This window comes from Cupriavidus basilensis (assembly GCF_000832305.1).
In the GTDB taxonomy this organism is placed as follows: Bacteria; Pseudomonadota; Gammaproteobacteria; order Burkholderiales; family Burkholderiaceae; genus Cupriavidus; species Cupriavidus basilensis_F.
The window spans coordinates 95,723-122,623 of sequence record NZ_CP010536.1 but is presented as its reverse complement, the minus strand read 5'-3'; the positions used below and the strand labels follow the sequence as shown (position 1 = coordinate 122,623).

Sequence of the window (26,901 nt, the reverse complement as noted above, 5' to 3'; positions counted from 1 at the left end):
GCCTTGCGGGGCTATGCAGGTCGCCGAAGCCGGCTGTGGCGCCGGCCGCGTCAGGAGCGCCTGATCCGTTGCGTCAGTTGTACGGTCAGTTACACGGTCAGTTGTAGGTAAAGACCGCCGACTTGTTGCTGTTATCCAGCATGCGGTACCCGAACAGCAGCCCGCGGCTGGTGGTGGCCGTGAAGGCCGGCACCGCCGCGTTGACCACGATCGAGGTCGCGCCCCTGGGCGCCGGCGTGGAGGTGCTCCAGGTGCCGCTGTTGTCGACCGTGGCGGCAACGCTGCCGATCTGCTGGGCGGAGACATTCTGCACCCAGTCCGCCGTCAGCGACGTCTGCGCACCGGCCAGGCTGGCGTTGGACGGGTCCAGTGCGGCCAGCGACTTGCTGCCCAGCGTGTTCCACGGCAGGTTCGCGCCTTGCGTTGCCGGCACGAGGTCGCTCAGCAGGGTCTTGTTGTAGCTGTAGGTCGGCGTGGTGTTGGTGCCATGGAACAGCTCGATACGGTACTTCGCACCCTTGACCACCTTGGAGGCATCCGCGTTGTCCGCCGCTTGCGCCCACACCAGGCTGGCAGGGTTGCCCGCCAGGGTGCTGGCCGCGCTACCGCTGAGGCCCGCGGTCCGCGAGAACCAGAAGTTCGGGCAGTTGTACGACGGCGAGGGCGGACTGAACTCGTTGCCGCACTGGGCGGTGACGGGCACCGTGCCGGTCTTGTTGCTCACGTCCATGTAGGTCTGGCCCGCCTCGGCCGGGACCGGCGCGATATAGACGATGCCACTGCTCGGCAAGCCGGGCCCGGTCACGCGCGCATAGCTCAGGGGAGCGTTGTTGACGACGCTGCCCGGGCCCTTGGCGTTGATCATGAACTGGATGCCGTTCTGGAAGTGGCTGTAGTTGTTGTTGCTCTTGTTGAAACCCGGATTCATCTGCTCGACGCGCCGGATCTGGAGCTTGAGCGTGACGTCGACCGGCTGCTGGTTGCCGACCAGCCACCAGCTCGACGGATGCGCGCTGGTGGCGCCACCCGCGATATCGCGGGCCGTCGTGATGATGTTGCCGGGATTGCCGCTGGCGTCCAGGTACCGGATATTGAAGATGGCTTCATCACGCCCCGAGGCCGTCGACGCGGCGGGATAGAACGCCATGATTTCCGGCACGCTGAACTGTGCGCCCGTCATGGTATCGCTGGTCAGGATGCCATAGAGCAATTGCCCGAAGTGAAAGCCGTTGTGCAGGAAATCGACACCGGCCGCGTTGCTGATGTCGGCGGCGATGTTCTGGCATGCGGACGCCACCCCATCGACTTCCGGGCCGCCCTGCGACGCGCTCAGGCTGGTATTGGAGGACGTCACGCGCTGCGCGGCGGGCAGCGCGAAGCAGGCTGAGAGCCCCTTGGCGACCGCCTGCGCTGCCTGCGGCAGCGCCGCGACGCCGGCGGGCGGCGCGGCGAGCGTGCCGCCCGTGCTGGCGGCGGTGGCGATGGCCACGGGCGTCGGGTTGTCGACGGTGGCCAGCGCCAGCTTGCCGGTGGCCGGATCCGTGACCACCTTGACGATATCGAGCACCTGGTCGGCGGTATTGCCCACGCCGGCGGTCGAGGCGGCGGTGATGGCGGTCGAGAACGGATCGTAGCTGGCGGGCGCGCCGATGGCGGCGAGCACGCTGGCGAGCTGCGCGACCACGTTGGCGGTGACCTTTTGCAAGGCGGCGGCGTCCACCGTCTTGCCGCTGACGAACGTCAGCGGATTGCCGTCGGCGGCGAGTTGCGCCACGATGGCCGTGGTCAGCGGCGTGGCATTGATGGTCAGCTTGGCGCCGGCGGCCGGCGTGACGGTGCTCACGCTGACCAGCGGGGCGGTGTTGCCCGTGGGGTCGGTTACGACCACGAAGAACGGCGCCACCTCGCCCGTCTTCAGGGTACAGGTGTAGGTGCCCAGCGCGCTGGTGGTGATCGCGGCTTCCTGGCAGGGGGATGCGCCCGCGCTGTCGGTGATGGCCACATTGGCGTTGGCCAGCGCCGCGCCGGTGGCGGCCGTGCCGGTCACCGCGGCCGCGGCCAGGACCGGCTTGTCGCCGGTGGAGCCGCTGCTTGTGCTATCGCTGCCGCCACCGCCGCAGGCGGCCAGCGCCAGCAGCGCCGCGCCGCTCAGCGCGACCCCGAATGTCTGAAATTGGAGCTTCATTGGATGTTCCCCCCTGAGAATGGATTCCGGTGTTTCTTCTGCTTTTCTTTTTTGCCAGCGCCGTGCCGGCAACATGATTTACGGCATGACCTTGTTGTTCGTTAGCCGGCCGATGGCAGCGGGCTTGCGTCCCCCGGCACGGGCAAGACTAAGGAGCCGGCCAGCAGGTGGGAATCCCATAAACATGGCATGGCGCCCCGCCCCGGACTGCGCAGGGAGGAATGGCGGGGAAAGGCCGGGAAAGGCGGGGAAAGGCGGGGGCTGCGTGGGGGCGGCGGGCGTGGCAACCGGGTTGCCGCGCCACGCGGCTCAGATCCAGCCGGACTTGTGCAGTTTGCGCCAGAGCCCGCCGCAGGCCAGCGCGGTCACCCCGATCACGGTCGGATACGCATAGTGGAATTTCAGCTCCGGCATGAAGTTGAAGTTCATGCCGTACAGGCTGAACACCACGGTGGGAATCGCCAGGATGGCACCCCAGCCGGCCAGGCGCTTGACCACTTCGTTCTGTCCCACCGTGACCAGCGCCAGGTTCACCTGCACCGCGGTGGTCAGCATCTCGCGCACCACGTCCAGGGTGCGCACCAGGCGGCTGGCATGGTCCTCGATGTCGCGGAAATACGCGCGCAGCTCCCTGGGCACCAGGTCCTCGTGCAGCCGGATCAGTTGCCCGCAGATCTCCTCGATCGGGTAGACCGCATTGCGCAGGCGCAGCACCTGGCGCTTGATGTGGTACAGGTGCTCGATCGCGGCACGGTCGAACTCGTCGCGGAAGATGCCCTGCTCGAGCTGCTCGAAGCCATCCTCGAGCCGGGTGACGATGGGCATGTAGTGGTCGACCACGAAATCCATCAGCGCGTAGAGCACGTAGCCCGGGCCGTTGGCCATCGCGCGCGCGTCGCTCTCGCAGCGCTCGCGCACCGGGGCGTAGCTGCTGCTCACACCGTGACGGACCGACACCACATAGTTGGGGCCGACGAACAGGTGGGTCTCGCCGACCACCACTTCGTCGTTCACCAGCTGTGCGGTGTTCAGCACGATGAAGATGGAGTCGCCGTAGGTCTCCAGCTTGGGACGCTGGTGGGCATCAAGGGCATCCTCCACCGCCAGGTCATGCAGGCCAAATTCCTGCTGCACCTTGCGCAGCAGCGGCAGGTCCGGTTCGTGCAAGCCCAGCCAGACGAAGGTGCCGGGGACCGAGATTGCGTCACTGATCTGGTCCAGGGCGACATCACCCACGCGCTTGCCGCTGCGGTAGGCCACACTGTTGACGATCGCGCCCATGACTGCTCCGTTGCTCAGATGGCGCAATCGTAACAAGAGCGCCGCCAACGCGCCGCATCCGGCACTGGTCCCGGGTCACCCGGTATTTGTTACAGTTCTGCACCCAGACGAAGTTAGAATGTCCCATTTCCACGGTCACCGACTATGTCCCAGAAGAAATCGCCACGCTTCGAGCTGCGCAGTGGCAATGTCGACGCCCTCCTCCTCGCTCTCAAGACCACGGACATCGCAGCGCTGCGTGACGATCTCCTGTCCCGCTTCGAATCGACCCCCGATTTCTTCTCCAACGATGTGGTGGCGCTGGACCTGCGCCGGCTGGAAAGCGACGACCAGGTGGCCCTGGACTCGGTGATCGAGACCCTGGCCCAGCTCAAGGCCCGCGCTATCGGCGTGGTGGCCCGCGAGGCGCAGCGGGGCTGGGCCGAGTCGTTTGGCCTGCCGCTGCTCGACAGCCAGAGCCGGCGCGGCGGCCGGGACGAAACCCCGCCGGCCGAGCCGGCAGGCCCTTCTCCGGCCGAAGCGCTGGCCGACGCCCAGGCTGCGGCCCAGGCTGAGGCAAAGGCTGCGGCCACCGAAGTGGAAGCCGCCGCCGCGGCCGCCGTCGCGCAAGCCGCGGCGCGCAGCGTGCCCACCATGCTGATCGACAAGCCGCTGCGCTCCGGCCAGCAGATCTACGCCGCCGGCGACGTGGTGATCCTCGACCTGGTCAGCTACGGCGCCGAGGTCATCGCCGAAGGCAATATCCATATTTATGCCCCGCTGCGCGGCCGCGCGCTGGCGGGGGTCAAGGGCTACGCGCAGGCGCGCATCTTCTGCACCTGCCTGGAGCCCGAACTGCTCTCCATCGCCGGCATCTACCGCACCGCCGAACTGCCGCTGCCCGCCGATGTGCTGGGCAAATCGGCCCAGGTGCGGCTGTCCGGGGAGAAACTGATTCTCGAACCGCTCCGGATGAAGTAACACCCGCCGCAGAGCCCAAACCACAGCAGCGCAAGCTTCAACCATTACTGGATCCAAGAGCCATGGCAAAAATCATCGTTGTGACCTCCGGCAAGGGAGGCGTAGGCAAGACCACCACCAGCGCCAGCTTTTCCGCCGGCCTGGCCCTGCGTGGCCACAAGACTGCCGTGATCGACTTCGACGTCGGCCTGCGCAACCTCGACCTGATCATGGGTTGCGAGCGCCGCGTGGTGTACGACCTGGTCAACGTGGTACAGGGCGAAGCCAACCTGAACCAGGCGCTGATCAAGGACAAGAAGTGCGAAAACCTGTTCATCCTGCCGGCCTCGCAGACGCGCGATAAAGACGCACTCACCAAGGAAGGCGTGGAGAAGGTCATCAATGGCCTGGTCGACATGGGCTTCGAGTACATCGTCTGCGACTCGCCCGCGGGCATCGAGTCCGGCGCCCTGCTGGCCATGTACTTCGCCGACGAGGCCCTGGTCGTGACCAACCCCGAGGTGTCCTCGGTGCGCGATTCGGACCGCATCCTGGGCATTCTGTCGTCCAAGACCAAGCGCGCTGCCGAAGGCGGCGACCCGATCAAGGAACACCTGCTGATCACGCGCTACAACCCCAAGCGCGTGCACGGCGGCGAAATGCTGTCGCTCACCGATATCCAGGAAATCCTGCGCATCAAGCTGATCGGCGTGGTGCCGGAATCCGAGGCCGTGCTGCACGCATCCAACCAGGGCACGCCGGCCATCCACCTGGAAGGCTCGGACGTGGCTGACGCCTATGGCGACCTGGTGGACCGCTTCCTCGGCAAGGACAAGCCGATGCGTTTCACCGACTACCAGAAGCCGGGGCTGCTTTCGCGCATCTTCGGCAACAAGTAAGGGGGGTCTACCATCATGTCGATTCTGTCCTTCCTGCTCGGCGAGAAGAAGAAGTCCGCCTCGGTTGCCAAGGAGCGGCTGCAGATCATCCTCGCCCATGAACGCACCGGCCATTCCGCGCCGGCCGATTACCTTCCTGCCTTGCAGCGCGAGCTGGTCGCGGTGATTTCCAAATACGTAAAGATCAGCGACCAGGATCTGCGCGTGAGCCTGGAGCGCCAGGACAATCTCGAGGTGCTCGAGGTCAAGATCGAGATCCCACAGGGATAACCCTGAGCCGGGCCAGCGCTCCTCGGCCCGTTCTTCAAGCGGCGGCGCTTCACGGTGAAACGCCCGCCTGGCCTGCCCTGCTGACCGGAGCGCGTTCGCGCTGCCGGCACTATCCCCACGCCGTGGGGTACACGAGTAACGCTGGCTTCATCTCGCGATGCACCATTGCGTAGATTTGTCGCGGCGTCGCAACGTTTTTGCACCAATTGCCAGCTTAGAGACCGTCAACGGCGTGCATTAGTGTCTAAATCTTTTCTGTTTTGTTAAATTTTCGCGGGCGTTTACACGAAACGTAAACTCGTCAGCCGTCGCGATCCGATCGCTGACACCACAGAATAGAAAAGGAGCCACATGAAGAAATCAGCCCTGACCCTCGCACTTGGTACGCTGCTGGCCGGCAGCGCCTACGCACAATCGTCGTCCGTGACCCTGTACGGTATTGCAGACGTGAGCATTCGCTACACGAACAATTCCAACAAGGCCAACGACAGCCAGTTCCAGATGACCGACGGCGCTGTGACGCAAAGCCGTTGGGGCCTGAAGGGCAGCGAAGCCCTCGGCAACAACCTGAAGGCGATCTTCCAGCTGGAAAGCGGCTACAGCCTCGACAACGGCTCGATGAATTCGTCGGGCGTGCTGTTCAATCGTCAGGCTTATGTGGGTCTGGCAGGCGATTTCGGCACCGTCAAGCTGGGCCGTCAGTACACCGAAGGGTTTAACTTCTTCGGCGACTTCGATCCGCTGACCATCGGTAACTACCAAGCCAACGCCTGGCCGTTCTTCCTGACCCAGTTCCGCGCCAACAACGTCGTGAGCTACGGCGGCAAGTTCAGCGGCCTGGACGTGGGTGCCAGCTATGGCTTCGGTGAGCAGCCGGGCAGCCTGACCAAGGCCAGCTCCACCGGCAAGCCGTACTTCGGCGCCCGTGCAGCCTATACGGTTGGTCCGTTCGGCTTCGGCGGCGTGTACCAGGAAATCCGCGACACCTTCGGCAACAAGCAGCAAATGTGGGGCGCGGCTGGCAAGTACTCCATCGGCCCGGCGAAGGTATTCGTGGGTTATGTCGGCGGCAAGGACAAGACCGGCCAGATCGACACCAACTTCATGAACGTTGCCGGCAACCCGGTTCCGGTCGGTGGCAACGCTGTGAACAACCCCCGCAAGGACGCCCTCGGCTACGTGGGCCTGACCTATCAGGCAACCCCGGCCCTGGCGCTGACCGGCGTGTTCTACGGCGACCACATCAAGAACAAGAATGGCCTGACCAACAACGCTGGCAATCGCTACACCGGCGTGCTGCTGGCCGAGTACTCGCTGTCCAAGCGCACCCAGGTCTACGGCACCGTGGACTACAACAAGGTGACTGGCGGCGTGACGACCGAACTGCCGGGCAAGAACAACCAGACCGGTGCGGCAGTCGGTATTCGCCACATTTTCTGATTGTCCTTGTCGGCATGCCCCGCGCTCGCGCGGGGTAACGCCTGACTGCAGGAAAGCACCTTCGGGTGCTTTTTTTGTTTTTCAGGGCAGCATGGGCAAGTGCAGATGCCAGGTGACGCCGCCGTCGGACACAACGCCGGCTTGCGTTCCGGCTTTGGCATCCGCGGCGCGATCCGCATCGAGCGCGCCGCCATGGCGCAACAGCACGCGGCGGCAAAACTGCATCGCCGGCGTCCCGGCACGCGCGGCCCGCCACGCCTGCGCATCAGGGCCGGGGTCCGGGTCGGGCGCAAATGCGATCGAAATCCGGCAGAGGCGGCCGTCGAGCCACTGGCGCACCCGCGGCGGCGTGCTCCCGGCCGCGGACATCATGGCCAGCGCCATCAGCACGCGCAGGGCTTCGGACAGCATGGCGGCATCGCCCCGTATCCAGGCCTTGCGGCCAGCCGGGTCGAGTTCGGGCGTGCGCCCGGCAGGCAGGCAGAGCGTGTCTGCGGACGCGCGCACCAGCGCCGTCAGCTCCAGTATCTCCATGCGGTAACCGTGGGCAAGCTCGCGCAACAACCGCGCGATGTCGTCGGTGAGCCGCAGCGACGCCTGCGCATAGCCCGCCGCCTGCGCCACGAATGCCGCGTGCGCGCATGCGCACGGCACGTCCCGGGGCAATTGCGCCAGCGCCAGGATGGCACTCTGCGGCGAACGCAAATCGTGCGACAACGCCCGCATGGCAGTTTGCCAGGATGCCAGCGCCGCGCTGTCGCAGGCCGCCGCATCGACGGCGCCGCCGGCAGGCGGCATCGCGCGGATGGCGGCCATGCCTGCAGTCATGTCTTGCCCGCCCTCTTCCGTGCCCGCTCCCATCCTGAGGGCGAGATGCTCCAGGCAACGCGCGACAGCACGCAGGCCCGCTACCCAGCGCAGGATTTCACAACGCAGCCACGCCGTCATGGCGCCGCGCCGGTGAGCTCGAGACGGTAGCCATGCGTGTAGACGGGCAGCAGCCGCAGCCCGTGCTCCGGATGCAGGGCAAGCTTGCTGCGCACACGCGACATATGCGTATCGATGGTGCGCGACAGCGGCGAGATCTCGCGCCCCCAGACCGCCGCCACGATATGGTCGCGCGACACGATGCGCCCTTCGTTGCGAAACAGCAGCACGACCAGGTCGAACTCCTTGGGCGTCAGCCTGAGCGGCCGGGCGCGATGCGCCACCGTGCGCGCGGCGCAGTCGATGACGTAGTCGGCCAGCGCGACCTGCGCGCCGCCGCTGCCCGGGTCCGGATAGGCGCGGCGCAGCAGCGAACGGGTGCGCGCCAGCAGCTCGCCGCGACGCACCGGCTTGAGCATGTAGTCGTCGGCGCCAGTGGCGAAGCCATCGACGATGTCTTCCTCCTCCACGCGGCAGGTCAGGAACATCACGGGTACGCGCCGGTCCAGGTTGGCGCGCACCCAGGTCAGCACCTCCTTGCCGGAGAGATCCGGCATCTGCCAGTCGAGCAGCAGCAGGTCGAAGTTCTCCTCGCGCAGTTGCCGCAGCAGGTCGCGGCTGCGCGTGAAGGTAGTGCAGGCATGCCCGGCCTCGCCGAGAATCTGCCGGATCAGGGCCGCCTCGGCGGGTTCATCTTCCAGTGATGCGATCTTCATACCCATGCAATTTGGCCGGAAAGGCTTGGACGCCCGCCGGTCTCGCGGTAATTGGCGCCACCGGCGCCAGGGAGTGACCCGACGATGCGGGGCTATCCGTCATTAGAAGCCGCGAGAGAAGTCCGTCGGATGAGAAGTTTCGCAATCTGCGGCGGCAGCTGCCATTCACGATCCGCCATGCGGGCCGCGACGCTAAGATGCCCTGGCAATGCCGCGCACGAGGAGAGAGTTCATGCGAGTCGCAGTACTGGAGGACAACCCGGCGCGAGCCATCCTGCTGGAACAGACGCTCAGGCTCAGCGGCCATGAGGCAGTGCGCTTTCGCGAAGGGGGCGCGCTGATGCAGGCGCTGCGCAACGAGCCATACGCGCTGCTGCTGATGGCCTGGGAGGTTCCCGGCATCCCGGCGCGCGACGTCTTGCTGTGGATACGCCGTACCCTCGGCGATGCGTTGCCGGTCATGCTGCTGAGCCAGCACAACGACGACGACCACGTCGCCCGGTGCTTCGCCCATGGCGCGGATGCTTTCCTGCCACCGCCGGTGCGCCACGCCGAGCTGGCCGCGCGCGTCGATGCGCTGCTGCGGCGCATGGCGCCGGTAGCGCAGGCCTGCGGCGACCTTGAGCTGGGCGCGTACCGCTTTGTGCTGGCCGAGCGGCGCGCCTTCGTCAACGGCCGCCTGGTCAAGCTGGCGCCCAAGGAGTACGCGCTGGCGGTCTTGCTGTTTCGCCATGCCGGACAGTTGCTGCTGCGCCAGACCATCGAGGAATCGGTCTGGCACCGCAGCATGCCGTCCGCGTCGCGCACGGTGGACAGCCACCTGTCGCGCGTGCGCACCAAGCTGGCGCTGGAGCCGCGCAATGGCGTGCGCCTGTCGGCGGTGTATGCCACCGGCTGCCGGCTGGACCTGATCGAGCAGCCGTGAGGCGGCTGCCCGGCCCGTCAGTCCGCCTTGATGCCCGCTTCCTTCACGATGCGGGCGTTGTCGTCGTATTCCGCATGGATGGCCTTGGCGAACTGCGCGGCAGTACCGCCGGTGGGGACTTCGCCGCCCTTGAGCAGGCGCTCGCGCACCTCCGGCTCTTGCAGGGCCTTGTTCAGTTCGGCATTCAGCCTGGTGATGATGGCCACGGGCGTGTGCGCCGGCGCGAAGATGCCGAAGGTGGAGGTGAGGTTGGCCTTGGGGTAGCCCAGCTCGGCAAAGGTCGGCACATTGGGCAGCGACGCGATGCGCTTGGGTGCGCCCACCGCCAGCGCGCGCAGCCGGCCGGCCTGCATGTGCTGGGTCAGCATGGGGCTGGCGTTGGTGCTCATCACTTCGAACTGCCCGCCGAGCGCGTCGTTCATCTGCTGGCCCGCGCCTTTGTAGGGGATCAGGGTCAGGTCGGCCTTGGCCTTCGACCTGACCTGTTCCAGCATGACATGGCCAACCGTGCCCAGGCCCGACGTGGCCCAGCGCACCGAGCCCGGCTTGGCCTTGGCTTGCGCCAGCAGGTCCTGGAACGACTTGCCGCCAAAGCTCGACGTGGCGATCACCAGCACCGGCGAGTACATCACGCTCATGACCGGCGCGATGTCGCGCTGCGGATCGTAGTTGACGCGGCCCACGTGCGGGTTGAGCGTGAGCGGGCTGGTCGAGGCAAAGCCCAGCGTGTAGCCGTCCGGCGCGGCCTTGGCCACGGCGTCGATGCCGATGCTGCCACCCGCGCCGGCCTTGTTTTCCACCACCACCGAGGCACCCATCTGGGCCGACAGGCGCTCGCCGAGCGCGCGCGCCACGGTATCGCTGATGCCGCCGGTGGGATAGGCCACGATCAGCCGGATCGGGCGCGCTGGATATGCCCCAGCGGCACCAGCGGCGCTGGCAGCGTCAGCGGCATTGGCGAGCGGGCTCGTCAGGGCGGCCGCAAACACGGAGGCAGCAGCCAGCGGGGGAATTCGGTGGGAAACGGACATGGCGGGGGACGACGAGGACAACGGTTGGAAGACGGAACAACGGAACGACGGAACTGGCCGTGCTGGCGCCGCCGGGCGGCCCGGAACCGGGCGCTGGACCGTCAGCACGCAGGCAGGAAGCAGGCGCTATCTTATCCGATCGGCGCCGCGGCCCAGCGCGCGGTCCGGCACCCACGAGACAAAGAGCTCGTTGGCGCGGTCATAGAGCCGCCATACGGTGCCGCACTCGCGGCACGTGAACGTGAGCATGCTGAACGGCACGCCGGCGGCGCTCTGGCTGACCAGCGGCGCGGTGTGCTTGAGCACAAGCCGCTCATGCGGCTCGCGCCGGCGGGAATCCGCCGCTAGCGCCAGACAGTGATCGCAAGCGGGCCGGGGGGAGGTGGGGGAAGGTACGGCGGACGTCATGCCCGCCATGATGCCGCAAAAACGGCGCGCCATTCACCCTGGCCGTTCACCTTTGCGTTCATCCTTGCAGTTCACCCTTGCCGCGGTGCCAACGGCCCATGCGCCTTATCTGAGGCATCTGAGGCCCCGGCGCCTCCGGCTGCGGCCGGTGCCGCCTTCGGCGCGCGCTGCCCGAGCCACACGCTGGCCAGCACCAGCAGCGCACCGGCCATCTGCGCCGGGCTCAGGCGCTGGCCGAGTACCAGGAAGCCCAGCGCGGTGGCGCTAACGGGGCTGAGCAGGCCCAGCGCGGACACCGCCGCAGTCGGCAAGCGGCCGATGCCACGGAACCAGAGCGCATAGCTCACGCCGGCACCGGCCACGCACAGCCACAGGTAGCCGAGCACGTTGGGCACCGTCAGCCGCGCCGGCAGGGTCTCGAAGGCCAGCGCAAACGGCAGCAGGAACAAGGCGCCCGCGGTGAGCTGCCACGCGGTGAGCACCAGCGGCGAGACCGGTGCCCGCCAGCGTTTGGCGAGCACCGTGCCCAGCGCCATCGACACCGCGCCGGCCGCCGCGGCCGCCACGCCCACGCCGTCCAGCCGCGCGGCGGGTCCCAGCACCAGCAAGGCCACGCCGCCGATGCCCCCCAGCCCGGCCAGCCACGTCGCCGGACGCGGCCGCGCGCCCAGCAGCAGCCACGCCAGCACCGCCACCAGCAACGGCTGGATCGCGCCCACGGTGGCCGCCACGCCGCCCGGCAGCCGGTAGGCGGCGATAAACAGCATGGCCTGGAACAGGCCAATATTGAGCACACCCAGCACCGCCGCCTTCCACCACCAGCCGCCGCGCGGCAGTTGCCGGCCCCACGCCAGCATCGCCAGGCCGGCCGGCAGCGCGCGGATCACGCCGGACAGCAGCGGCTGTCCCGGCGGCAGCCACTGGCTGGTGACCAGGTAGGTGCTGCCCCAGATCAGGGGCGCCGAAGCGGTCAGCAGGACATCCGCCGTGCGTACCTGAACCTGCGGGGCAGGCGTGGAAGACGACGAGGATGGGCGCGCCGCGCGCCGCGCTGGCGAGACGGGCCGGGGGTCGCGCTGAGGGGCGGGTTTCATGTCGTCATGGCTCCATTTTCTTCAAGACAACATTCTTGATATCAAGATATAAAATCCACTTTACGAACCGAAAGCCTTGATGTCAAGATTCTCGTCATCCAGGATCAACAGCAGCCCACCATGGCTACCCGCGGCAAACCCAAGGCAAGCAGCGCGACGGCGCCCTCCCCGAAAGCCGGCAACGGCGAGGCCCCCGAAGGCGGGGGCGATCGGGTCGACCATATCCTGGCCCAGTGGGCGCGCGAGCGCCCGGACCTGGACGCCGCGCCGATGGGCATCATCGGCCGGGTGTGGCGCCTGGCGCGCCATACTGACCGCGCGGTGGAGTCCGCGCTGGCGCCGACCGGACTGAATACCTGGGAGTTCGACGTGCTGGCCACGCTGCGCCGCTCTGGCCCGCCTTATGCGATGTCGCCGGGCGCGCTGATCGATTCGCTGATGATCACCTCAGGCACCATGACCAACCGGATCGACCATCTGGAGCGCGCCGGGCTGGTGCGCCGCAGCCCCAACCCGGATGACCGGCGCGGGCTGCTGATCGAGCTGACCCAGCCAGGCCGCGTGCGCATCGACCACGCGCTGGAAGTACACGTGGCCAATGAGCATCGCTTGCTGGAGCGGCTCTCGGCCGCCGAGCGCAGGCAGCTGGCAAGCCTGTTGCGGCGCTGGCTGCAGGGCTTCGAGACGGCCGGCGAATGACGCATCAGGCAGGCGCATCGCAGCAACGCGTGCGCCACGCATGGCACGAACCCTGCAATCCGCCCTGCCTTTTATCTGTCCCCCCACTGCGTTTTTCCTCACTGCATCACGGAGCCCCCACATGCGCTTGAACTTTAGCCCGCGCGCCAGCGCGCTTGCCCATCGCTGCAGTCCATCCTTGAAAGCGGCGGCCACGCTCGCCGCCCTGCTCTGCGCCGCTGCCGCGCAAGCGGCGCCGGTGGAGCCCGCCTACCAGCTGTCCCAGCAAGAAAAGCCAGCGCTCATCGCCACCCTCAAGGACCTGGTCTCGATCGAGTCCGGCAGCAAGGACATCGAAGGGCTGGACCGCATCGCCGCGCTGATCCGCGACCGGCTGGCCGCGATGGGCGGCGACGCGCAGTTGATCGAGCCTACCGAGGTCTACCGCATGGAAGACACGCCCAAGCAAGTGGGCAAGATGGTGATGGCGCAGTTCAAGGGCACGGGCAAGCGCAACATCATGCTGATCGGCCATATGGATACGGTCTACCTGCGCGGCATGCTGGCGCAGCAGCCGTTTCGCATCGACGGCGAGCGCGCCTACGGCCTGGGCATCGCCGACGACAAGAACGGCGTGGCGGTGATCCTGCATACGGTGGCCATCCTGCAGAAAATGGGCTTCAAGGACTACGGCACACTGACCGTGCTGATCAACGGCGACGAGGAAATCAGCTCGCCGGGCGCGCGCGCCATGCTGACCAGGATGGGCAGCCAGCAAGACGCGGTGTTCTCCTGCGAAGCCACGCGCGTGACCGGCGACCGCTTGTCGCTGGCCACCAGCGGCATCGGCGCCATCTCGCTGACCGTGCACGGCAAGGCGTCGCACGCCGGCAGCTCTCCCGAGAACGGCCGCAACGCGCTGTATGAACTCTCGCACCAGATCCTGCAGATGCGCGACCTGTCCAACCACGAGACCGGGCTCAAGGTGAACTGGACGATCTCCTCGGCCGGCACCAACCGCAACGTGATCCCGGCCACCGCCACGGCCCAGGCCGACGTGCGCGTGCTGCGCACCGCCGACTACGACAACCTGGAGCGCACGCTGCAGGAACGCGTGAAGAAGCAGCTGATTCCCGAGACCAAGGTCGAGGTCAGATTCGAACGTCGCCGCCCGCCGCTGGAAGTCACCGACGCCGCGCGCAAGCTGGCCGCGCACGCGCAAGGCGTGTATGCGGAGATCGGCGAGAAGCTGGCCGTGTACGACACCGCCGAAGGCGGCGGCACCGATGCGGCCTTTGCCGCGGCCGCCACCAAGGCGCCTGTGATCGAGCGCTTTGGCCTGCGCGGCTTTGGCGCGCACTCCAACGATGCGGAATACGTCGACCTCAACTCGGTCACGCCGCGCCTGTACCTGCTCACGCGCATGATCATGGACGTGTCGCAGGACAAGACCGGCCGCTGACCGGCTCAGCCACCCTGACAGGAGCTACGTGGCCGGCGGCGACCTGTACGCGCTCGCCTGCGGCGTGCGCTGGTGGGCCACCTGCGCGGCCGCCATCCGCGAAGGCGGCCGCGCCACCGGCGAACCCGCCGGCGTGCTCGCCATCGACTTCAACCGAGCGCCGCCGCGCGCAGGCTCAGGCCAGCTTTTTTCGCCCGCCCAGGTCTGGCAGGAAAATGGCCAGCAGCCCCAGCAACGGCAGGAAGGCGCACAGCTGGTAGACCGATTGGATGCCATGCGCATCGGCCAGCTTGCCCAGCACCGCCGCGCCGATGCCGCCCATGCCGAAAGCAAAGCCGAAGAACAAGCCCGACACCATGCCCACCTTGCCCGGGATCAGTTCCTGCGCGAACACCAGGATGGCCGAGAACGCCGACGCCAGGATAAAGCCGATGATGAACGACAGCACGCCAGTCCAGAACAGGTTGGCATGCGGCAGCATCAGCGTGAACGGCGCCACGCCCAGGATCGACGCCCAGATCACGCGCTTGCGGCCGATGCGGTCGCCGATCGGTCCGCCCAGGATGGTGCCGGCCGCCACCGCGAACAGGAACACGAACAGGTAGAGCTGCGAACTCTGCCGCGTCAGGCCAAAACGCTCCATCAGGTAGAAGGTGTAATACGTGTTCAGGCTCGCCATGTAGAAATACTTGGAGAACACCAGCGCCATCAGCACCACCATGGCCCGCACCACGGTGCGGCGCGGCAGCGGCGCGGCGGCAGCGACAGCCTTGCGCTTGCGCGTGGTGTGCGCCAGTTCACGGCCATACCAGCCGCCAATCTGCCACAGCACGGCAATCGCCAGCAACGCCGCCAGCGAGAACCACGCCACGCTGCTCTGCTGATGCACGATCCACGCCGCCAGCAGCGGCCCGGTCGCGCTGCCCGCGTTGCCGCCAACCTGGAAGATCGACTGTGCCAGCCCGTGCTGCCCGCCCGACGCCATGCGCGCCACGCGCGACGACTCCGGATGGAAGATCGACGACCCGGTGCCCACCAGCGCCGCGGCCACCAGCAGCACGCCATAGGTAGGCGCCACCGACAGCAGCAGCAAGCCGCACAACGTGAACCCCATGCCGATCGACAGCGACTGCGGCTTGGGATGCTTGTCGGTGTACAGGCCCACCACCGGCTGCAGCAGCGAGGCGGTGATCTGGTACGTCAGGGTCAGCAGCCCGATCTGGGTAAAGCTGAGGTTGAAGCCGCCCTTGAGCATCGGATAGATGGCCAGGATCAGCGACTGGATCATGTCGTTGAGGAAGTGCGAAAAGCTGATCGCCCCCAGCACCCGGAAGCCGGTCCGCTCGGTGGCCTGCGCGGTAGTGGAAGTCTGGGCCAGGCCTTGCGGCGAGGCATTCGCGCCGCCGGGCGCGGTTTCGATGCGGCTGCTCATGATGGAAACGGGGGCTGAAAAGACAATGGGGAATCCTGGCGCTCATCCTAAATGGCACGAACCCGTCTGTCCTGCGAGAATAGGGCCAGAACCTTGGAGAAAAGGACATGCCCCGCCTCCCCCGCCCAATCACGCAGCGAAGCGCCAAGAACGCCGATAGCGCCGAAAGCGCCGCGCCCACACCCCCCTCCTCCCCGCCCGCCTCCCCCCGCGCCGACTCCTACGCCAAGTCGCCCGCCTACCTGCAGTACGACCGCAGCGCCATGCCCGTCACCGCCATGGCCGCCGACTATGTGCCCGGCCACGTTACCAAGCCGCACCAGCATCCCAATGCGCAACTGGTGCACGCGGTGCATGGCGTGATGGTGGTCGCCACCGCCGAAGGGCAATGGATCGTGCCCCCCACGCGCGGCATGTGGATGCCTGGAGGCGTGGTGCACTGGATCCGCATGGTCGGGCACGTGCGCATGCGCACCGCCTATATCCGGCCGGACGCCGCTGACAACCTGCCCAGCCGCTGCACCGTGCTGGGCATCACGCCACTGCTGCGCGAGCTCATCCTCGCCGCGATCGATATCCCTTCGCCCTACGCGGAAGCGTCCCGGGACGGGCGGCTGATGCGGTTGTTGCTGGATGAAGTCATGCTGGTGCCGACGTTGCCGTTGCACTTGCCGCGTCCTGCCGATGCCGGATTGCGAGAGATCTGCGATGCGATTGTCGGGGCGCCCGATACAGCGCTGACTTTGGCGCAATGGGGGGAGCGGCTGGGCGTGGATCCCAAGACCATTCAGCGGCGCTTTGCCCGGGAGACCGGGATGACGTTCGGGCAGTGGCGGCAGCAGGCTCGGCTGCTGTCGGCGTTGGAGGGGCTGGCCGCCGGGGCCAAGGTGGTGGATGTGGCGCTGGATCTGGGGTATGAGAGTCCCAGTGCGTTTTCCACTATGTTCAGGAGGCAGTTCGGGGTGCCGCCTAGTGGGTTTTTTCGGTGATTTTTTGGGGTCTCAAGGGTCGAACCGTTGGCTCTTGGTGCTGTGTCTGAGGCTTGATTTTTGCGGTGTTGACAGGCCCGGCCCGGGCCTGACCTTGCCCCCTTTTACGCCTCCAGATACCTCTCCACCAACCTGGCCCAATAAGCCGCCCCAACCGTCAGATTCTCATCGTTGAAATCATACCCAGCGTTATGCAGCAAAGGCTGCCCCGCCCCATTCCCCATCCGCACAAAACACCCCGGCCGTTGCTGCAGGAAGTAAGCAAAATCCTCGCTCCCGGCGATCAGCGGGAAATTCGCCACCACCTTGTCAGGCCCCACCAGTTCCTCTGCCACCTGGCGGGCGAACTCCGTCTCGCGCTCGCTGTTGATCAGCACCGGATAGCCTCGGATGTAGTCAATCTCCACCGTCGCGCCATAGCCCTCCACATGTGAGGTCACCAGCCGCCGGATACGATCCTCCAGCGTGCGCCGCACGTCGGGACTGAACGATCGCACGCTCAACTCCAGCTTGGCGCTCTCGGGGATCACATTGGCCACATGCCCGGCATGCAACGTGCCGATGGTGACCACGGCGGTTTCGTTCGGGTCGATATTGCGCGACACGATGCTCTGCAGCGCCATCACCAGGCTGCCTGCGACCAGGATCGGGTCGATCGACTGGTGCGGGCGGGCCGCGTGGCCGCCCTTGCCGCGGATGGTGATGGCGACCGTATCGCAGGCCGCCATGAAGGGGCCGGCGCGGAACATGAAGGTGCCGGCCTCCACGCCGGGATGGTTGTGCAGCCCGAAGATCGCGTCGCAGGGAAAGCGCTCGAACAGGCCGTCGGCGAGCATGCGCTCGGCGCCGCCGCCGGCGCCGATTTCCTCGGCGGGCTGGAAGATCAGGTTGACGGTGCCGTTGAAGTTGCGTGTGCGGGCCAGCTGGCGCGCCGCACCGAGCAGCACGGTGGTGTGGCCATCGTGGCCGCAGGCGTGCATCTTGCCGGCGTGGATGCTGGCGTACGCCAGGCCGGTGCGCTCATGAATGGGCAGTGCGTCCATGTCGGCGCGCACGCCGATGCTGCGCGGACCGTCGCCCTGGCACAGCGTGCCAACCACGCCGGTGCCGCCAACGCCGCGCGTCACCGCGTAGCCCCAGCCTTCGAGCTCGGTGGCGACCAGCTCGGCGGTGCGCACTTCGTCGAAGGCGAGCTCGGGGTGCTGGTGGATGCTGTGGCGGATGGCTTCCAGCTCGGCGCGGCTGTCGACGGTGTCGGCCAGTTCACAGAATCGGGAAGCGCGGGAAGTGGTGGAGGCGAAGGAGGCGGCGGGTCGGGTCGCGTGCGAGTCGGCAAGAAGTGACTCGATCAGTTCGGGAGCGTGTTCTGACATGGCAGTACTCTTTTTCTCAAGGCCCCTTTACGAGGCGTAGGGCATATGGAAAACAGTATTTCACGCTGGGCGCGGAGCGCAAACGGTTTAACCCTTTGTAGCGAAATCAGGGGAACAACTGTTGCGAACGGGGGACGTTCTCGCGTTCGCTGGAATCATGGGGAGATTTGCGGCCGTGGGGGCAGGTGTCGATAGCGGTACAAGCGGTACCAGCGGCACAACTAGCGGCACAGCCAGGGCCAGGCACAGCGCCGGCTCCGCGTTGTCGTGCTCCCCTCTCCCGCGTGCGGGAGAGGGGATGGGGGAGAGGGCGGGCGCTCTTTACGCCTGCGTGCTGGACAACACCACGGGCTTCGCTTTGAGTGGCTCCTAGTTAAGCCACCCCTCTCCCCGGCCCTCTCCCCCTGAGGGGAGAGGGAGAGACAGCCGTCGTCATGGCGCGCGGCTTTGGCCCGCCCTACGCGTAGGCCACCACCGTCTGGCCCTGCTCGCCCAGGCCGTCGATGCCCAGGCGCATGGTGTCGCCCGCCTTGAGAAAGCGCGGTGGCTTGAAGCCCATGCCCACGCCCGGCGGCGTGCCGGTGCAGATCAGGTCGCCGGGGTGCAGCGTCATGAAGCGGCTGACGTAGCTCACCAGCGTGGCCACGTCGAACACCATGGTGGCGGTGCTGCCCTTCTGCACGCGCTGGCCGTTGACATCCAGCCACAGGCCCAGCGCCTGCGGGTCGGGCACTTCGTCGCGCGTGACCAGCCAGGGGCCGACCGGGCAGAAGGTGTCGCACCCCTTGCCCTTGTCCCAGGTGCCGCCGCGCTCGATCTGGAATTCGCGCTCGGAGACGTCGTTGACCACGCAGTAGCCGGCCACGTGCGAGAGCGCATCGGCGAGCGAGACGTCGCGTGCCACTTTGCCGATCACCACGCCAAGCTCCACTTCCCAGTCAGTCTTCTCGGAGCCGCGCGGCAGCATCACCGGGTCGTTGGGCCCGTTGAGCGAGCTGTTTGCCTTCAGGAAGACGATGGGCTCGGCCGGCAACGCCATGCCCGCCTCGGCGGCGTGGTCGGCGTAGTTCAGGCCGATCGCCACGATCTTGCCGATGCCGGTCCAGGGCACGCCGAAGCGCTCGGCCTGCACCACCGGCAGCGTGGCCGGGTCGAGCCTGGCCAGGCGCGCCAGCGCTTCGGCCGACAACGCCTGCGGCCCGAGGCCGTCCAGCACGCCGGACAGGTCGCGCACGCGGCCTTCGGCATCGATCAGACCCGGGCGTTCCGCGCCCGGCTTACCCACACGTACTAGTTTCATCGTTTCCCCTTGGCTTCGGTGGCGATGTGGCCGGCGGGCTCGGAAAGGGTCCGCGCGACCACGGTCAGGACTTCTTTTGCAGTGTTCTCGGAATGCTGGCGCAGCACCTGCGCCAGCCGCGGCCGGCCCGGTTCGCGCAACGCGGCCATGATGGCCTCATGTTCCTCGTGCGACTCCTGCCAGCGCAGCATATCCGCATTGGCGGCGCCGCGCGCGCGGTGGACCTTGCTCATCAGCATGGCGTAGATGCCGGCCAGCACGGGGTTGGCCGCGCCGTCGATGATCAACTGGTGGATTTCCTGGTTGGTGCGGAAGTACTCGGTGCGCCGCCCGGCGGCGTGAGCCTCCAGCATGGCCTGGTGCTTGCGCTCCAGCCGCGCCATGGCCACCTCGGACAAGCGCGCCGCCGCGAGTTCGCCGGCGGTGGCCTCCAGCCCGTGCAGCGTCTCGAAGGTGGAGCGCAGTTCATCCAGATCGAGCGGGGCCACGCGGTAGCCGATGTACTGCCGATGCAGCACCAGGCCTTCGGACACCAGCACCTTGAGCGCCTCGCGCAGCGGCGTCTTGGAGACGTCGAACATCTCGCAGAAGGCGCGCTCGTCGATGCGCGCACCGGGGGGCAGCTCGCCCTCCTCGATCATGGTGCGCAGCCGCGCGGCGATTTCGGCCGACATGCCGAGAGTGCGCAGGCGGGTGGATTTAGGAAGCGTTTGAGTCACAGACATCACCGAGATGGGGAACATGCACCACAAGAAGGCTAACACATCCCAAAATTGTGCGTTCGCATAACAATAAAATCAATGACTTACGAGAGTTGTAATTACAGATTACGTATCCTATACTCAGTCCCAGTTGCGCGACACACAACACAAACCGCCTAACATTCCCCCAAAGGAGACAAGCGTCATGCAAACGACAAGCCGGGCTGCAGCGCTAACGGAGACGAAGAGCTCCGTGCGCTGGAAGATTTTCCTGATGATGTTGTTCCTCATCGCCATCAACTACATCGACCGGGCCTCGCTCTCGGTCGCGATGCCGCTGATCGCCAAGGAGTTCGATCTCAGCCCCACCATGCAAGGGCTGATCCTCAGTTCCTTCTTCTGGACCTACGCGGTCATGCAGATTCCCGGCGGCATGCTGGCGGACAAGTACAAGCCGCGCATCGTGATCGCCACCGCCACCGTCTTCTGGGGCGCGTTCCAGGCCATGGCGGCCGTGTGCACCAGTGCCGGCGCGCTGTTGCTGACCCGGCTCGGGCTTGGCGCGGCCGAGGCGCCGATCTACCCGGCCGGCGGCAAGCTCAATGCGATCTGGATGACGCAGAACGAACGCGGCCGCGGCGCCACCCTGCTCGACGGCGGCGCGCCGCTAGGCGCGGCGCTCGGCGCCATCATCATCACCTGGCTGATCACCGCGCTGGGTTCCTGGCGCCTGGCCTTCGTGGTCGCCGGCGTGGGCACCGTGCTGGCCGGCATGCTGGCGTGGTACTACGTGCGCAACTCGCCGCGCGAGCACCGTGGCGTCAATGAGCTGGAAGCGAGCTATATCGAAGCCGCGCAAGCCAGCGAGCATCGCGCCGAGCCGGCCAACCTGTCGGGCCGCTCGCTCGACTTCCTCAAGTACCGCTCCGTGTGGTGCATGGCGACCGGCTGGATGTGCTTCAACAGCGTCTTCTACGGCCTGCTGACGTGGATGCCCAACTACCTGAACAAGGTGCACGGCTTCGACATCAAGCAGATGGGCGGCGCCAGCTTCATCATCTTCTTCTCCGGCTTTATCGGTGAACTCATCGGCGGCTGGATCGCCGACAAGTGGAAGGCCGCCGGCGGCGCGCCCAACCTGGTGATGCGCACCCTGTTCGGCATCGCCGCCGTGGTGGCTACCGTGTCGATCTTCTCGGTGGCGTACGTGAAGGATCCGGTGGTGGTGGTGGCCCTGCTCTCCTCCACGCTGTTCTTCCTGCGCTGGTGCGGCCTGTACTGGTGCATCCCGTCCATCCTCGGCACCCGCAACAAGGTGGGCGTGCTGGGCGGCATCATGAACCTGGGCGGCAATATCGGCGGCATCACCGTGCCCATCATCGTCGGCATGATCGTGCAGTTCACCGGCTCGTACTTCCTGGCGCTGATGTTCTTTGCCGCCGCCGGCGTGGGCCTGCTGATCTCCTCGACCGCGATCGACTACGAGAAGAAGCTGCCGGTCTGAGCGCAGCGCGCGCCTCCACAGCTAGCCATACAGTCGCACGCGCCGCGCCGGCATATGCCGGCAGCGGCGCGGCATCTCCTAAAGAGCATTACCCCATGACCAAACGCACCCTCCTCGGCATGCTCACGCCGTCGTCCAATACCGCGCTGGAACCCATCACCAGCGCGATGGTGAGCGGCCTGCCCAATGTCAGCGCGCATTTCTCGCGCTTCACCGTCACCGAGATCTCGCTGCGCGACCAGGCCCTTGGCCAGTTCGACCTCGACAAGATCATTGGCGCGGCCAAGTTGCTGGCCGATGCGCGCGTGGACGTGATCGCATGGAACGGCACGTCTTCCGGCTGGCTCGGCTTCGAGAAAGACCAGGCGCTGTGCCGACAGATCACCGAAGCAACCGGCATCCCCGCCACCACCTCGGTGCTGGCGCTGAACGAAATCCTGGAAAAGACCGGCGCGCACGACTTCGGCCTGGTCACGCCCTATCTCGACGATGTGCAGCAACGCATCGTGCAGAACTACAAGCACAACGGCTTTCGCTGCACGGCCGAGCGCCACCTCGACCTGCACGTGAACTACAGCTTCGCCGAGGTGGAAGAAGACACCATCCGCCGCATGGTGCGCGAAGTGGCACAGCACAAGCCGTCAGCCATCACCACGTTCTGCACCAACCTGCGCGCGGCGCACCTGGTGCAAGCGCTGGAAGCCGAGACCGGCATCCCCGTCTACGACACCATCTCCACCGTGGTGTGGAAATCGCTGCGCCTGGCCGGCGTGGACACGCGCGCGCTGCGCGGCTGGGGCCGCTTGTTTGCCGAAGTGGAATGAAGGAGCAGGGCGCATGAACACCGAACTTGATCTTGTCATCCGCAATGCCGAAGTGGTCACCGCCTCGGACCGCTTCACCTGCGACATCGGCGTGCGCGACGGCCGCATCGCCATGCTGGGCCATGACCTGCCGCGCGCCGCGCGCGAGATGGATGCCACCGGCCTGCTGGCGCTGCCGGGCGGCGTGGATGGCCACGTCCACCTGGACCAGCCCATGCCCGATGGCATGCGCATGGCGGATGATTTCTTCACCGGCACGCGCGCTGCCGTGTGCGGTGGCACCACCACGGTGATCCCGTTCGCGGCGCAGGAAAAGGGCGGCTCGCTCAAGGCAGCGGTGGCGGACTACCATCGCCGCGCCGAAGGCCGCGCGGTGGCGGATTACGGCTTCCACCTGATCGTGGCGGACCCCACGCCGGACGTCTTGCAGCATGAATTGCCCGAGCTGATTCGCAAGGGCTACACCTCGTTCAAGGTCTACATGACCTACGACGATCTGAAGCTATCCGACCGCGAGATGCTGGACGTGCTCGACGTGGCCAAGCGCAACGATGCGCTGGTGATGGTGCATGCCGAGAACGCGGATTGCATCTCGTGGCTCACTGAAAAGCTGGTCGGGCAAGGGCGCATCTCGCCGCGTTTCCACGGCATGGCCCGGCCTGCGCTGGTGGAACGCGAAGCCACGCATCGTGCGATCACCTTTGCCGAGCTGGTCGACGTGCCGATCCTGATCGTGCATGTTTCCGGCAAGGAGGCGATCGAGCAGATTCGCTGGGCACAGGGCAGGGGGCTGCCGATCCTGGCCGAGACCTGCCCGCAGTACCTGTACCTGACTGCCGAGGATATGGACTTGCCTGGCGATGATGGCTATGAAGGCGCCAAGTGCGTGTGCAGCCCGCCGCCGCGCGACGCGGAGAATCAGGAGGCCGTCTGGCGTGCGCTGGCCAATGGCGTGTTCAGCGTGTTTTCCTCGGACCATGCGCCGTTCAACTACGACGATCCGCAAGGCAAGAAGCTGGGCGGCTCGGCCCAGCCGTTTGACCACATTCCCAATGGCGTGCCCGGCATCGAGACGCGCTTGCCGCTGCTGTTCAGCGGCATCGCGCAAGGCCGGCTTTCGCTGCATCAGTTTGTCGAGCTGACTTCGTACCGGCCGGCGCGGCTCTATGGCTTGTATCCGCGCAAGGGAACCATCGCAGTTGGCGCGGATGCCGATATTGCGTTGTGGGATCCATCGCGCAAGGTGCGGATTGCCAATAGCGCTTTGCATCATGCGGTGGATTACACGCCTTATGAGGGGATTGAAGTTACCGGGTGGCCGGTGCATTGCTTCTCGCGGGGGGAGTTGCTGGTTGAGGATGGGAGGTATCTGGAGCCGGTGCCGGGGCGGGGCAAGTTCTTGCCTGCGGGGGCGCCGTCGCTGGTTTGAGAGTGTTGTTGAGTTGACGAGAGTGGCTTAGCTTCAAATTCAAAAGCCTAAAGTCAAAGGCAGTTTCACCACCCCTGCGGGGCGGCGACCTACTTTCTTGTCTTGCCAAGAAAGTAGGCAAAGAAGGCGCGCCGGATGGGGCGACACCCCCTCGCCCCATACGGCCTGGTACACCTTCACGGCTCGCTTCGCATCGCCTGGGGGCCCCTGGGGGTCTGTTGGCTGGGCATTTTTTCCGGACATGATCATGCGTATTCTTGTTGTTAATCCCAATATTTCCGAGAGCGTTACCGAGCTGATCCACGCGGAAGCATTGCGCACGGCTTCGCCCGGGACTGCCCTGACGATGGCGACGGCGCAGTTCGGCGTGGCGTATATCGAGACGCGGTTCGAGGCGCTGGTGGGCGGCTATGCGACCGCTTGCGTGGCGGCGGAGCATCAGGGGCAGTTCGATGGACTGGTGGTGGCTGCGTTTGGCGATCCCGGGCTGGCGGGGTTGAAGGAGTTGTTCAATGTGCCGGTGGTGGGGATGACAGAGGCAGCGCTGGCCAGCGCCTGCCTGCTCGGGCAGCGTTTTTCCATCATTGCGATTTCGCACCGGATCGAGGCCTGGTACCGCGAATGCGTGGCGGCTAACGGGCTGGCCTCGCGGCTGGCCAGCGTGCGTTCGCTGCAGCAGCCGCTGCGCGATATCGGCAGCGTGCAGGAGGATCATGCGGCGCGGCTGGAGGAACTCAGCCTGAAGGCGGTGCACGAGGACGGCGCGGACGTGATCATCGTGGCCGGCGCGCCGCTGGCCGGGCTCGCACGCACGCTCAAGGACCGGATTCCGGTGCCGGTGGTCGATGGCGTGTCCAGCGCGATCCGGCATTGCGAGAGCTTGATTGCGCTGGCGCCCACCGGCGCGGCGCAAGGCAGCTTCGCACGCCCGCCGCGCAAGCCGAATCACGGGTTGCCGCCGACGCTGGCGGCGATGCTGGACTAAGTTGCGCTGCGGGGGCGCGAAGCGCTGGCGGCATCATTTTGGCAGCGTGGTGACGCGCGCCGACATCATGGGGCAGGCCTGGCGCCGCACTCAGGCGGCCACCCTCAAACCCAGTTCGCCCAGGCTTGTGCGCAGCGCTTGCTTGAGCGGCGTGCGCGGCAGCTCGCCCACCAGGGCTTCCAGCGCCGTGCCATCGAGCGCGTGCGGCACCTGCCACAGGTAAGCCATCTCGGCCAGCTCGCGCCACATGGGCACCACCGCAGCGCCTGCGCGAATCAGCCACCATGGCATGCCGGCCACGCGCGGTGCGTGCGCCATGCCGCTGGCTTCGGCCAGCGCGCTCACCAGTTCATCGCCCGTGAGCGTATCCCCCGCGAAATGCAGCACGGCATGGCCGTGCAGATCCGCGTGGCGCCGTGCCACCGCAACGAAGGCCTGCGCCAGGTCGGGCAGGTAGGCCCACGCATGGGCGCGGTCGCGCGGGCCGGGATAGATCACCTTGCCTTGATCGAGCGACTTGGCGATCGCCAGGTCCATCCAAGAGCCGCGCCCCGGGCCGCCGAAGAAATCGCCCGCGCGCAGGATCACGCTGCGCAGCCCGGGCGCACGCTCGCGCATGCCGGCCTCGATGGCGCGCCGTATCTCCCCCTTGCGCGCGCTGGGCCGCTCGGCCGTATCGGGGCGCAGCAGCGGCGGCATCGACTCGCCGAAGTTGTAGACGTTGCCTGGATAGAGCAGCAGGGCGTCCAGCGACTGCGCCACCTCCATGCCACAACGCGCCAGTGCTTCGGCGTGCTGCTCCCATTCGGTATAGACCGGGTTGAGCGCGTTGACCACCACGCTGGCGCCGCGCGCGGCGGCGAGCAGCCTGGTGGTGTCCGCCACATCGATCGCCAGGCCGCGCACGTTGTGCGCCGCCGTGCCCGCCAGCGCACGGCGCGCCTGCGCCAGCACCGTCCAGCCGGCCGCCGCAAAAGCATCCACCAGGGTGCGGCCAAGCCGGCCGTTGGCGCCGAGTATCAACACGGTATCGCTCATCCTGTTCTCCTGCATCGCGTTCTCCAGCATGACGTTCTCCTTGCGGCATCGCCTGAAGACCATTGTGGGCAATCCTTCGCTACGCCACAATTGCATGGACATGCAACACACGAATTCATTTTTGAATAGGTCGCCAGGCAAGGAGCGAGAGAGAAAATGGCCGAAGCATTCGACTGGGCGCTGATGCGCTCCTTCCTGGCCGTGATGGAGACCGGCAGCCTGCTGGGCGCGGCGCGCCAGCTTTCCAGCAGCCAGCCCACGCTGGGGCGCCACGTGGCGCAACTGGAGGCGCAGCTCGGCGTGCCGCTGTTCGAGCGCACCGGCCACGGCCTGCAGCCGACAGAGGCTGCGCGCGCCATCGCCGGGCACGCGCGGGTGATGCAGCAGGGCGCGGACGCGGTCGCGCGCGCGCTGGCGCGCGGCCAGGCGGGCATTGCGGGGACGGTGCGCATCTCCGCAAGCCGCGCGGTGGCCAGCTACCTGCTGCCGCCGCTGCTGGCGGACCTGCGCCTGCGCGAGCCGCAACTCGCCATCGAAGTGGTGTCGTCCAACGCCGTCAGCAACCTGCTGCGGCGCGAGGCCGATATCGCCATCCGCATGGTGCGGCCAGTGCAGGCATCGCTGATCACGCGCAAGGTGGCGTCGGTGGCGCTATGTACCTGCGCCCATGAGGACTACCTGCGGCGCAAGGGCGTGCCGCGCACGGCGCAGGACCTGCCGCGCTTCGACCTGATCGGTTACGACCACGACGACGCGATCCTGCGCGCCTTTCGCGCCATGGGCGCGGAGATCACGCGCGAGGCGTTTGCGGTGCGCAGCGATGACGACATCGTGCTGTGGCAGTCGATCCGCGCCGGCCTGGGCGTGGGCTTTGCGGCGCGCTATATCGCCGCCGGCGATGCGCGCGTGCGCACGGTGCTGCCCGAATTGTCCATTCCACCACTGCCGGTCTGGCTCACCGTGCACCGGGAAATCCGCGGCAGCGCGCGCATCCGCGCGGTCTACGATTTTCTGGCCAGCGCCATTCCCGCCGCGCTGGCCGCGCTGGCCACGCCGTGAGCGCAAGTTCTC

The 26,901-nt window shown here is 66.8% G+C and carries 25 protein-coding genes; 13 read left to right on the top strand and 12 right to left on the bottom strand.

Annotated elements, in window-relative coordinates; translation table 11 throughout:
• Positions 1-97: 97 nt before the first annotated feature.
• Positions 98-2,185 carry a hypothetical protein gene (locus RR42_RS00470; protein WP_043342752.1) on the bottom strand — a complete coding sequence of 696 codons (2,088 nt, stop codon included), beginning with the start codon at positions 2,183-2,185 and terminating at the stop codon, positions 98-100.
• 309 nt (positions 2,186-2,494) lie between these two features.
• Positions 2,495-3,466: a magnesium and cobalt transport protein CorA gene (locus RR42_RS00465; protein WP_043342749.1), complete on the bottom strand. Its 972-nt coding sequence runs from the start codon at positions 3,464-3,466 to the stop codon at positions 2,495-2,497.
• A 144-nt stretch (positions 3,467-3,610) separates the two neighbouring features.
• Between RR42_RS00465 and minC the strand changes: the two genes are divergently transcribed.
• From minC to RR42_RS00445, 4 genes are all read left to right on the top strand, one after another.
• Entirely contained in the window at positions 3,611-4,426 is an 816-nt protein-coding gene (gene minC, locus RR42_RS00460; RefSeq protein WP_043342747.1) for a septum site-determining protein MinC, read from the top strand.
• A 62-nt stretch (positions 4,427-4,488) separates the two neighbouring features.
• Positions 4,489-5,304, top strand: a complete 816-nt coding sequence (gene minD / locus RR42_RS00455; RefSeq protein ID WP_043342744.1) for a septum site-determining protein MinD — start codon at positions 4,489-4,491, stop codon at positions 5,302-5,304.
• 15 nt (positions 5,305-5,319) lie between these two features.
• Positions 5,320-5,574 carry a cell division topological specificity factor MinE gene (gene minE / locus RR42_RS00450; protein ID WP_006164360.1) on the top strand — a complete coding sequence of 85 codons (255 nt, stop codon included), beginning with the start codon at positions 5,320-5,322 and terminating at the stop codon, positions 5,572-5,574.
• Positions 5,575-5,925: 351 nt separating this feature from the next.
• A complete protein-coding gene (locus RR42_RS00445; protein WP_043342741.1) occupies positions 5,926-7,014 on the top strand; it encodes a porin in 1,089 nt (362 codons plus the stop codon).
• An 81-nt stretch (positions 7,015-7,095) separates the two neighbouring features.
• On the opposite strand, the gene RR42_RS00440 is transcribed toward RR42_RS00445, so the two are convergent.
• Both RR42_RS00440 and RR42_RS00435 read right to left on the bottom strand, forming a co-directional pair.
• On the bottom strand, positions 7,096-7,962 hold the full coding sequence (locus RR42_RS00440; RefSeq protein ID WP_144409720.1) for a HAMP domain-containing histidine kinase: 867 nt from the start codon (positions 7,960-7,962) through the stop codon (positions 7,096-7,098).
• Positions 7,959-8,657 (bottom strand): response regulator transcription factor, encoded by a 699-nt coding sequence (locus tag RR42_RS00435; RefSeq protein WP_043342736.1) that lies wholly within the window; start codon positions 8,655-8,657, stop codon positions 7,959-7,961. Before RR42_RS00435 ends, RR42_RS00440 begins: the two co-directional genes overlap by 4 nt.
• Before the next feature lie 232 nt (positions 8,658-8,889).
• Between RR42_RS00435 and RR42_RS00430 the strand changes: the two genes are divergently transcribed.
• The gene (locus tag RR42_RS00430) at positions 8,890-9,582 is read left to right on the top strand and encodes a response regulator transcription factor (RefSeq protein ID WP_043342733.1); all 693 of its coding nucleotides are present in this window, start codon (positions 8,890-8,892) and stop codon (positions 9,580-9,582) included.
• A 17-nt stretch (positions 9,583-9,599) separates the two neighbouring features.
• Here the strand turns inward: RR42_RS00430 and RR42_RS00425 are convergent, their stop codons facing one another.
• The 3 genes from RR42_RS00425 to RR42_RS00415 all read right to left on the bottom strand — a co-directional run bounded on the left by RR42_RS00425 (position 9,600) and on the right by RR42_RS00415 (position 12,115).
• A complete protein-coding gene (locus RR42_RS00425) occupies positions 9,600-10,613 on the bottom strand; it encodes a Bug family tripartite tricarboxylate transporter substrate binding protein (RefSeq protein ID WP_043342731.1) in 1,014 nt (337 codons plus the stop codon).
• Between the two features lie 126 nt (positions 10,614-10,739).
• Positions 10,740-11,030, bottom strand: a complete 291-nt coding sequence (locus tag RR42_RS00420; protein ID WP_043351117.1) for a hypothetical protein — start codon at positions 11,028-11,030, stop codon at positions 10,740-10,742.
• Between the two features lie 62 nt (positions 11,031-11,092).
• Positions 11,093-12,115, bottom strand: a complete 1,023-nt coding sequence (locus RR42_RS00415) for an EamA family transporter (protein ID WP_236701950.1) — start codon at positions 12,113-12,115, stop codon at positions 11,093-11,095.
• 120 nt (positions 12,116-12,235) lie between these two features.
• On the opposite strand from RR42_RS00415, the gene RR42_RS00410 reads away from it, so the two are divergent.
• Positions 12,236-12,814 carry a MarR family winged helix-turn-helix transcriptional regulator gene (locus RR42_RS00410; protein WP_236701949.1) on the top strand — a complete coding sequence of 193 codons (579 nt, stop codon included), beginning with the start codon at positions 12,236-12,238 and terminating at the stop codon, positions 12,812-12,814.
• A gap of 121 nt (positions 12,815-12,935) precedes the next feature.
• Complete coding sequence (locus RR42_RS00405) at positions 12,936-14,255, top strand: M20/M25/M40 family metallo-hydrolase (RefSeq protein WP_043342729.1); 1,320 nt, start codon at positions 12,936-12,938, stop codon at positions 14,253-14,255.
• 175 nt (positions 14,256-14,430) lie between these two features.
• Here RR42_RS00405 and RR42_RS00400 read toward each other — a convergent pair whose 3' ends face one another.
• The gene (locus RR42_RS00400) at positions 14,431-15,687 is read right to left on the bottom strand and encodes an MFS transporter (protein WP_173430664.1); all 1,257 of its coding nucleotides are present in this window, start codon (positions 15,685-15,687) and stop codon (positions 14,431-14,433) included.
• Between the two features lie 107 nt (positions 15,688-15,794).
• Here RR42_RS00400 and RR42_RS00395 point away from each other — a divergent pair, with 107 nt between their 5' ends.
• Positions 15,795-16,676 carry an AraC family transcriptional regulator gene (locus tag RR42_RS00395; RefSeq protein WP_043342726.1) on the top strand — a complete coding sequence of 294 codons (882 nt, stop codon included), beginning with the start codon at positions 15,795-15,797 and terminating at the stop codon, positions 16,674-16,676.
• A 104-nt stretch (positions 16,677-16,780) separates the two neighbouring features.
• On the opposite strand, the gene RR42_RS00390 is transcribed toward RR42_RS00395, so the two are convergent.
• From RR42_RS00390 to RR42_RS00380, 3 genes are all read right to left on the bottom strand, one after another.
• A complete protein-coding gene (locus RR42_RS00390) occupies positions 16,781-18,049 on the bottom strand; it encodes a M20 aminoacylase family protein (protein ID WP_043342724.1) in 1,269 nt (422 codons plus the stop codon).
• A gap of 457 nt (positions 18,050-18,506) precedes the next feature.
• Complete coding sequence (locus RR42_RS00385) at positions 18,507-19,349, bottom strand: fumarylacetoacetate hydrolase family protein (RefSeq protein WP_043342722.1); 843 nt, start codon at positions 19,347-19,349, stop codon at positions 18,507-18,509.
• Positions 19,346-20,074 (bottom strand): GntR family transcriptional regulator, encoded by a 729-nt coding sequence (locus RR42_RS00380; protein ID WP_082054960.1) that lies wholly within the window; start codon positions 20,072-20,074, stop codon positions 19,346-19,348. Before RR42_RS00380 ends, RR42_RS00385 begins: the two co-directional genes overlap by 4 nt.
• 181 nt (positions 20,075-20,255) lie before the next feature.
• On the opposite strand from RR42_RS00380, the gene RR42_RS00375 reads away from it, so the two are divergent.
• The 4 genes from RR42_RS00375 to RR42_RS00360 all read left to right on the top strand — a co-directional run bounded on the left by RR42_RS00375 (position 20,256) and on the right by RR42_RS00360 (position 24,792).
• Positions 20,256-21,554, top strand: a complete 1,299-nt coding sequence (locus tag RR42_RS00375) for an MFS transporter (RefSeq protein WP_043342717.1) — start codon at positions 20,256-20,258, stop codon at positions 21,552-21,554.
• A gap of 95 nt (positions 21,555-21,649) precedes the next feature.
• Positions 21,650-22,378, top strand: a complete 729-nt coding sequence (locus RR42_RS00370; RefSeq protein WP_043342715.1) for an aspartate/glutamate racemase family protein — start codon at positions 21,650-21,652, stop codon at positions 22,376-22,378.
• A gap of 13 nt (positions 22,379-22,391) precedes the next feature.
• Positions 22,392-23,807 carry a dihydropyrimidinase gene (gene hydA / locus RR42_RS00365; RefSeq protein WP_043342714.1) on the top strand — a complete coding sequence of 472 codons (1,416 nt, stop codon included), beginning with the start codon at positions 22,392-22,394 and terminating at the stop codon, positions 23,805-23,807.
• Positions 23,808-24,054: 247 nt separating this feature from the next.
• Positions 24,055-24,792, top strand: coding sequence for an aspartate/glutamate racemase family protein (locus RR42_RS00360; RefSeq protein WP_043351107.1), 738 nt, complete (start codon positions 24,055-24,057; stop codon positions 24,790-24,792).
• A gap of 90 nt (positions 24,793-24,882) precedes the next feature.
• On the opposite strand, the gene RR42_RS00355 is transcribed toward RR42_RS00360, so the two are convergent.
• A complete protein-coding gene (locus RR42_RS00355) occupies positions 24,883-25,860 on the bottom strand; it encodes an NAD-dependent epimerase/dehydratase family protein (protein WP_082054773.1) in 978 nt (325 codons plus the stop codon).
• Positions 25,861-25,986: 126 nt separating this feature from the next.
• Here RR42_RS00355 and RR42_RS00350 point away from each other — a divergent pair, with 126 nt between their 5' ends.
• Positions 25,987-26,889 (top strand): LysR family transcriptional regulator, encoded by a 903-nt coding sequence (locus RR42_RS00350; protein WP_043342711.1) that lies wholly within the window; start codon positions 25,987-25,989, stop codon positions 26,887-26,889.
• Positions 26,890-26,901: the final 12 nt, after the last annotated feature.

Bases quoted from the DNA above. Each gene is read 5' to 3' on its own strand.
- RR42_RS00425 (WP_043342731.1), bottom strand. From the start codon at position 10,613: ATGTCCGTTTCCCACCGAATTCCCCCGCTGGCTGCTGCCTCCGTGTTT.
- minD (WP_043342744.1), top strand. From the start codon at position 4,489: ATGGCAAAAATCATCGTTGTGACCTCCGGCAAGGGAGGCGTAGGCAAG.
- RR42_RS00380 (WP_082054960.1), bottom strand. From the start codon at position 20,074: ATGTCTGTGACTCAAACGCTTCCTAAATCCACCCGCCTGCGCACTCTC.
- minC (WP_043342747.1), top strand. From the start codon at position 3,611: ATGTCCCAGAAGAAATCGCCACGCTTCGAGCTGCGCAGTGGCAATGTC.
- RR42_RS00435 (WP_043342736.1), bottom strand. From the start codon at position 8,657: ATGAAGATCGCATCACTGGAAGATGAACCCGCCGAGGCGGCCCTGATC.
- RR42_RS00360 (WP_043351107.1), top strand. From the start codon at position 24,055: ATGCGTATTCTTGTTGTTAATCCCAATATTTCCGAGAGCGTTACCGAG.
- RR42_RS00415 (WP_236701950.1), bottom strand. From the start codon at position 12,115: ATGAAACCCGCCCCTCAGCGCGACCCCCGGCCCGTCTCGCCAGCGCGG.
- RR42_RS00395 (WP_043342726.1), top strand. From the start codon at position 15,795: ATGCCCCGCCTCCCCCGCCCAATCACGCAGCGAAGCGCCAAGAACGCC.
- RR42_RS00410 (WP_236701949.1), top strand. From the start codon at position 12,236: ATGGCTACCCGCGGCAAACCCAAGGCAAGCAGCGCGACGGCGCCCTCC.
- RR42_RS00390 (WP_043342724.1), bottom strand. From the start codon at position 18,049: ATGTCAGAACACGCTCCCGAACTGATCGAGTCACTTCTTGCCGACTCG.
- RR42_RS00440 (WP_144409720.1), bottom strand. From the start codon at position 7,962: ATGACGGCGTGGCTGCGTTGTGAAATCCTGCGCTGGGTAGCGGGCCTG.
- RR42_RS00355 (WP_082054773.1), bottom strand. From the start codon at position 25,860: ATGCTGGAGAACGCGATGCAGGAGAACAGGATGAGCGATACCGTGTTG.
- RR42_RS00400 (WP_173430664.1), bottom strand. From the start codon at position 15,687: ATGAGCAGCCGCATCGAAACCGCGCCCGGCGGCGCGAATGCCTCGCCG.
- minE (WP_006164360.1), top strand. From the start codon at position 5,320: ATGTCGATTCTGTCCTTCCTGCTCGGCGAGAAGAAGAAGTCCGCCTCG.
- RR42_RS00470 (WP_043342752.1), bottom strand. From the start codon at position 2,185: ATGAAGCTCCAATTTCAGACATTCGGGGTCGCGCTGAGCGGCGCGGCG.
- RR42_RS00370 (WP_043342715.1), top strand. From the start codon at position 21,650: ATGACCAAACGCACCCTCCTCGGCATGCTCACGCCGTCGTCCAATACC.
- RR42_RS00405 (WP_043342729.1), top strand. From the start codon at position 12,936: ATGCGCTTGAACTTTAGCCCGCGCGCCAGCGCGCTTGCCCATCGCTGC.
- RR42_RS00375 (WP_043342717.1), top strand. From the start codon at position 20,256: ATGCAAACGACAAGCCGGGCTGCAGCGCTAACGGAGACGAAGAGCTCC.
- RR42_RS00350 (WP_043342711.1), top strand. From the start codon at position 25,987: ATGGCCGAAGCATTCGACTGGGCGCTGATGCGCTCCTTCCTGGCCGTG.
- RR42_RS00445 (WP_043342741.1), top strand. From the start codon at position 5,926: ATGAAGAAATCAGCCCTGACCCTCGCACTTGGTACGCTGCTGGCCGGC.
- RR42_RS00420 (WP_043351117.1), bottom strand. From the start codon at position 11,030: ATGGCGGGCATGACGTCCGCCGTACCTTCCCCCACCTCCCCCCGGCCC.
- RR42_RS00430 (WP_043342733.1), top strand. From the start codon at position 8,890: ATGCGAGTCGCAGTACTGGAGGACAACCCGGCGCGAGCCATCCTGCTG.
- hydA (WP_043342714.1), top strand. From the start codon at position 22,392: ATGAACACCGAACTTGATCTTGTCATCCGCAATGCCGAAGTGGTCACC.
- RR42_RS00385 (WP_043342722.1), bottom strand. From the start codon at position 19,349: ATGAAACTAGTACGTGTGGGTAAGCCGGGCGCGGAACGCCCGGGTCTG.
- RR42_RS00465 (WP_043342749.1), bottom strand. From the start codon at position 3,466: ATGGGCGCGATCGTCAACAGTGTGGCCTACCGCAGCGGCAAGCGCGTG.